5 protein-coding genes are annotated in these 6,214 nt (G+C 47.1%); 4 read left to right on the top strand and 1 reads right to left on the bottom strand.

All coding sequences use genetic code 11. The annotated features are described in order from the left end of the window. Positions 1-363: 363 nt before the first annotated feature. A complete protein-coding gene (locus O9332_RS03565) occupies positions 364-1,419 on the top strand; it encodes a Fe(3+) ABC transporter substrate-binding protein (RefSeq protein ID WP_002762070.1) in 1,056 nt (351 codons plus the stop codon). A 293-nt stretch (positions 1,420-1,712) separates the two neighbouring features. Here O9332_RS03565 and O9332_RS03560 read toward each other — a convergent pair whose 3' ends face one another. Next, a complete protein-coding gene (locus O9332_RS03560) occupies positions 1,713-2,327 on the bottom strand; it encodes a DUF938 domain-containing protein (RefSeq protein WP_002762072.1) in 615 nt (204 codons plus the stop codon). Between the two features lie 87 nt (positions 2,328-2,414). Here O9332_RS03560 and O9332_RS03555 point away from each other — a divergent pair, with 87 nt between their 5' ends. From O9332_RS03555 to topA, 3 genes are all read left to right on the top strand, one after another. Beyond that, the gene (locus O9332_RS03555; RefSeq protein WP_223213063.1) at positions 2,415-2,594 is read left to right on the top strand and encodes a hypothetical protein; all 180 of its coding nucleotides are present in this window, start codon (positions 2,415-2,417) and stop codon (positions 2,592-2,594) included. Between the two features lie 157 nt (positions 2,595-2,751). Beyond that, positions 2,752-2,931 (top strand): hypothetical protein, encoded by a 180-nt coding sequence (locus O9332_RS28290; RefSeq protein ID WP_071825112.1) that lies wholly within the window; start codon positions 2,752-2,754, stop codon positions 2,929-2,931. Between the two features lie 165 nt (positions 2,932-3,096). After that, positions 3,097-5,733, top strand: a complete 2,637-nt coding sequence (gene topA / locus O9332_RS03550) for a type I DNA topoisomerase (protein WP_002762074.1) — start codon at positions 3,097-3,099, stop codon at positions 5,731-5,733. Positions 5,734-6,214 lie beyond the last annotated feature (481 nt).

Genomic DNA, 6,214 nt, shown 5'->3' with positions numbered 1-6,214 from the left:
GTCAGTCTGTAGAGCGACCATAAGACCAGAACAGAGTAAATCTGTTAAGGCAGGTGCGGAACCCCGCAAGGGAAAGAAGCAGAAACCTAAATCGTGAGGTTTGGGAATCGCCGTCCGTTTTACGGCGGCGAGGATGTCAATCCACAATACCCTCGATCGAGCTTAGGGTAACATCTCGGGCTTATTGAACTTAACTAGCGATAGATTCGAGGATTTATTAGCCCCATCAAAACAAAAAAACCTGATTTTCGCCCGATTTTTCCCCATTTACCGCCCTAGTTCGACAAATAATTTCTCCCGCAGATAAGAATTATTCTCAATAGCTGTACAATAGGAAAAGACAACTTTACCAAGAATCGAGCAATGAACGATAAAATAACTCGGAGAGTCTTTCTAGGCGCGGGAACAGCCACCTTAGCGTTAGCAGTGGGTCAATTAGGGAAAATAAACGAAGTTTCCGCCCAAACTAAACAATTAAACCTCTATTCCTCCCGTCACTACAACACCGACCGACGATTGTATGACAACTTCACCCGACAAACGGGAATAAAAATTAACCTCGTGGAAGGGGAAGCGGATCCATTAATCGAACGGATTAAAAGCGAAGGCAGCAATAGTCCTGCTGATATACTCCTGACGGTAGATGCCGGGAGATTATGGCGGGCCGACCAACAGGGAATTTTTGCCCCGGTCAATTCCCGCATTCTCACCCAAAGAATTCCCGCTAATTTGCGTCACCCCAAAGGTCACTGGTTCGGGTTTAGTAAACGCTTGCGGGTAATCATGTATAACAAAGACAGAGTTAACCCCAGAGAAATCGATTCCTATGCAGATTTAACCAATCCCAAATGGAAAGGAAAAGTCGTCACTCGGTCGTCTAGTAACATCTATAGTCAATCTTTTACCGCTTGGTTAATCGACATCCAAGGAGAAGCAGCCGCAGAAAAATGGTGTCGGGGATTAGTGGCTAATTTTGCCCGTTCACCCCAGGGTAATGATAAGGCACAAATCGAAGCTGTAGCCGCAGGAATTGCCGATTTAGCCCTAGCTAACACCTATTACTTAGCGGGGTATGCCGAAGAAAAAGACCCGGCTAAACGGGCAATTTATGACCAAGTAGGCGTAATTTTCCCCGACCAAGCAGGCCGCGGCACTCACGTTAATATTAGCGGTGGTGGTTTAATTAAAACTGCCCCCAATCGAGAATCGGCCATTAAATTTTTAGAATATCTTTCTAGCAATGAAGCACAGAACTTTTTTGCTAAGGGTAATCGAGAATATCCCGTCGTTCCAGGGGTTGCTTTAGACCCTTTCCTAGCAAAACTCGGACGCGGGAAAGAAGATACAGTTAGCGTGGCTAATTATGGTCCTAATTTAGCCAAAGCGGTACAGGTAATGAATCGCGCTGGTTGGAAATAAGTTATCAGTTATCAGTTATCAGTTATCAGTGGGAAGTGGGGAGCTTTTTTCAGTGATCAGAACGTAGGTTGGGTTGAAGCATGAAACCCAACGCCCGATTATGTTACGCTACCGCTAACCCATCCTACAAATAATTGTGCCTCCCTACTTAATTGGTTAAGCTAAAAGCTTTGATGTACTTAGTTTATAACCTTCTTTTTAGGTAGGAGAATTGCCAGATTCTTTTTTTTGCCTTTTGCCTTTTGCCTTTTGCCTTTAGAAGCTGATTACCGATTACTGTTCACTGATAATTGCTATGTTAAGGCAAATAAAACCGAGAGATTATTAGCTGGCATAGGAATTACTTCTAACAATTGTAAACCTCGATCGCTCGCTGCTTGCACCACATCTTCTAAATTCCTAACTCCCCAAGTAGAGTTTTGAGAACGGAGAGAAAAATCAAAGCTTTCATTACTAGGAGAAGTATGTTTTCCCTGTCGTTTATAGGGACCATAAAGATAGAGAATTCCCCCCGGACTGAGAATGCGACTCGCTCCTGCCATTAACGCTAAACAAGCGGACCAAGGGGCGATATGAATCATGTTAATATTAACAATCGCATTAATAACGATATTTTCCGTCTCTACCGCCCAAACTGACTGATGAACATCGATAAATAGGGGGCGATCGAGATTAGAACTAGGACAATAATCGCACCAACTGCGAATACTATCTAGAGCCAGAGGGTTACAATCCGAGGGAATCCAACGACAAGGAGCAAGACGAGGAGCAAAAAAAACAGCGTGTTCACCCGTGCCGCTAGATATTTCTAGGATATTCCCAGTCTTCGGTAAAAATTGGCTGAGAACTTCTAAAATCGGCTGACGATTGCGTTCTGTTGCCGGAGCATATTGACGTAAATCAGACATAACTAGGGTTTGCGGCAAAAAGTTGGTTGGTGGGGTTAGGAGTCGGTCGTCAGGCGTTGGTCGTCAGGCGTCAGTCCTGATGAAAAAATTTTCACCACCACAGATGAAAGGGGTTTGATCGATTTTCAGGTGGTCAACTACCTAATTTTCAGGGAAAAAGTACCTGAATTTTCCCCCCTATCCCCGCAATGGCTGGCACTTTTTGAGGGGAAAAAAGTCCAAAAGTCTTATCCAACAAGGTTTTTAGATTTATTCAGCAAACCCTAATTAGGATAACCTTCTAGGTTTGGTGAGGGTTTCAACCATTGCTGCCTAAAAAAGCACAGAATATCCCATTATGAAATTCAGTAAAATCGCTGTAACCATTGTAACATCGTTGTTAAATAAAAATCTTTCTCAATTAATTTTTAAGAATTTGTAAATATTGCGGAATGTTAATTTAAATATTCTCAAGTTTTTGGAGTCAATAAATAATTTTTGCTTATCTTTGGCGAACATTGGGTTAGGAGTCAGTATTCTCCGAGTCAGCTTTTTTCTCCCTTCTCCCTGCTCCCATCTCCCTGCTCCCATCTCCCTGCTCCAGAAAAATATTAAGTTTTGTTAAGAAGTTAGTGACAAAAGACCAGCTTTAATCTCTATTATCGTAGTAAGTGGATTTTGACCCGAATCAAGCCGGTCAAGATAAATAGTAACTTTTGCCCATCATCAAACAAAGATGGTCAGTCTAACTAAAACAGTCGCTGTGGCCATGCCCTCGTGATCAATTCCTATGTCAACCCTGGTTATTGTCGAATCCCCCACCAAAGCTCGGACGATCAGCAATTATCTGCCTAGCGGCTATCGAGTCCAAGCCTCCATGGGCCACATCCGCGATCTGCCCGCCTCCGCCGAAGAAATTCCCCCCGCCCACAAAGACAAATCCTGGGCCAATTTAGGCGTGGATGTGGAGAACGATTTCGACCCCCTCTACGTCGTCCCCAAAACCAAAAGTAAAGTCGTCAAAGAATTAAAAGAAGCCCTCAAAGGGGCCAGCGAACTGATCCTCGCCACCGACGAAGATCGGGAAGGCGAAAGCATCAGTTGGCATCTCTTGCAGGTACTCAACCCGAAAATACCCACCAAAAGGATGGTATTTCACGAAATCACCAAAGAAGCAATCCAAGCCGCCCTCAAAAATTGTCGCTCCATCGACGAAAATTTAGTTCACGCCCAAGAAACCCGCCGCATACTCGATCGCCTCTACGGTTATACCCTCTCCCCCCTACTCTGGAAAAAAATCTCCAAAGGGTTATCCGCCGGCCGGGTGCAATCCGTGGCGGTACGTCTGCTCGTGCAGCGCGAACGAGAACGACGAGCCTTTAAAACCGCCAATTATTGGGATCTGAAAGCCACCCTCGAAAAAGACAAAAATCAATTCGAGTCGAAATTAGTCACCTTAAACGGTCAAAAAGTGGCAAATGGGAGCGATTTCGATGCCGAAACCGGCAGACTGCTCCCCGGTCGCCAGGTGACACTTTTGGATCAAGCCACCGCCGCCGCCTTAAAAGAACGCATCGAAGACAAAATCTGGCGCGTTAGCCACACCGAAGAAAAACCCACCACTCGCAAACCTTCCCCCCCCTTCACCACCTCCACCCTACAGCAAGAGGCTAACCGGAAACTGGGCATATCCGCCCGCGACACCATGCGAATCGCCCAAAATCTCTACGAACAGGGCTACATCACCTATATGCGGACCGATTCCGTCCATCTTTCCGATCAGGCTATCACCGCCGCCCGCAATTGTGTAGAACAAATGTACGGAAAAAATTACCTCAGTCCCCAACCCCGGCAGTACACCACCAAAAGCAAAGGCGCACAGGAAGCACACGAAGCCATCCGGCCCGCCGGTAGTAGCTTTCGCCTGCCCCGGGAAACCGGCCTGAGCGGACTAGAATTCGCCCTCTATGATTTAATCTGGAAACGTACCGTCGCCTCACAGATGGCCGATGCCCGCATTACCCAGATCGCCGTCAATATTCAGGTAGAAAATGCCGGATTTCGCTCCTCTGGCAAAAGAATCGACTTCCCCGGCTTTTTCCGCGCCTATGTGGAAGGTTCCGACGATCCCGAAGCCGCCATCGACGACCAAGAAATAATCTTACCCGCCCTCAACGTCGGTGACACCCCCAATTGTCGCCAACTAGAAGCCATTAGCCACGATACCCAACCCCCCGCCCGTTATAGCGAAGCCTCCCTGGTAAAAACCCTCGAAAGTGAAGGAATCGGGCGACCCAGCACCTACGCCACCATTCTCGGCACAATTATCGATCGCGGTTATGCCCAAATGCGGAATAAAACCTTGATTCCCACCTTCACCGCTTTTGCCGTGGTTAGTTTGTTAGAAAATCATTTCCCCGACCTGGTAGATCCCAAATTTACCTCGAAAATGGAGGAAACCCTCGACGATATCGCCACCGGTTCCGCCCAATGGTTGCCCTATCTCGATCGCTTCTATCGCGGCGAAAAGGGGCTAGAAAGCCAAGTAAAAGAGCGCGAGAGTCAAATTAACTCTAGCACCGCCAAATCGGTGATTTTAGAGGATTTACAGGCAACTATCAAGATCGGCAAATACGGACCCTATCTGGAAGTCCCCCGGGGGGATGAAATCCTCACCGCTTCCATCCCGGCCGATTTAACCCCGGCGGATCTGAACCCCGAACAGGTAGAAACCCTGCTGCGACAAAAAACCGAAGGTCCGGATAAATTAGGTCTTCATCCCGACACCGGAGAGCCGATTTATCTGCTGGTGGGTAGTTACGGTCCCTACGTCCAGTTAGGAGATATCAGCGATGACAATCCCAAACCGAAACGCGCCTCCTTACCCAAAGGAGTCAAACCCGAGGACATCACCCTCGAACAAGCGGTGGGTTTATTAGCACTGCCGCGACTGCTGGGAACCCATCCCCTCACCGGAGGCAAAATTAAAGCCAGTTTAGGGCGTTTCGGCCCCTATGTGGTTCAGGAACAGGGTAAGGAAAAAGAATATCGTTCCCTGAAAGCCGGCGATGATGTCTTAACCATAACCCTCGATCGAGCTTTGGCCTTATTAGCCGAACCGAAAAAAACTCGCAGCGCCCGCGGTTCTACCAAACCACCCTTAAAAGAATTGGGTAAACATCCCGACGATGGGGAATTGGTGGGATTGTACGAGGGACCCTACGGAGTTTATATCAAGCACGGTAAGACCAACGCCAAGATTCCCGAAGGAGAAACCGCCGAAACCCTCACCCTAGAACAAGCTTTAGTCGCCCTAGCGGCCAAGACAACCACTGCCAAGAAAACCACTACCAAGAAAACTACTTCTACCACCACTAAAAAAACTACTTCCCCAGGCAGTAAAACTGGCAAAAGTAAGACGGTTTAGCGGTTAGTGGTGGGGCGATTTTCTCCCTGGTTAATTCCTCACCCCGATGCGGGGACAAATCCGGCTGGCTTTTTTGTCTTTTGCACCACTTTGAACGGGCTGATCCTAAGTAGGGTCTGCTGAAAATGTTTTTCCTGGGGGCGGGGTGTGGGGTGTGGGGTGTGGGGTGTGGGGTTTTACCCATTTTCAGGTGGTCAATTACCTAATTTTCAGGGAAAAAGCACCTGAATTTTCCCCCCGATCCCCGCAATGGCTGGCACTTTTTGAGGGGAAAAAAGTCTAAAAGTCCTATCCAACAAGGTTTTTAGATTTATTCAGCTGATCCTAAGTAGGTAGGGCTTGCTGAATAATGGTAAAACCCTTTTAAAATAAAGCTTTTGACCTGTTAAAGTCCGATGTTAGTGCAAGAAAATAGGATTGGGACTTTCAAAAACCTTGCATTATCCTTCTTGTAGTACATCGCTTGGTACAAAAAACAAGG

The sequence above is a fragment of the Microcystis sp. LE19-10.1B genome, assembly GCF_027530565.1.
Lineage (GTDB): Bacteria > Cyanobacteriota > Cyanobacteriia > Cyanobacteriales > Microcystaceae > Microcystis > Microcystis aeruginosa.
This window is presented reverse-complemented; position numbering and strand designations above follow the sequence as displayed.

Coding starts and splice junctions, on each gene's coding strand:
- O9332_RS03565 (WP_002762070.1), top strand. CDS start 364: ATGAACGATAAAATAACTCGGAGAGTCTTTCTAGGCGCGGGAACAGCC.
- O9332_RS03560 (WP_002762072.1), bottom strand. CDS start 2,327: ATGTCTGATTTACGTCAATATGCTCCGGCAACAGAACGCAATCGTCAG.
- topA (WP_002762074.1), top strand. CDS start 3,097: ATGTCAACCCTGGTTATTGTCGAATCCCCCACCAAAGCTCGGACGATC.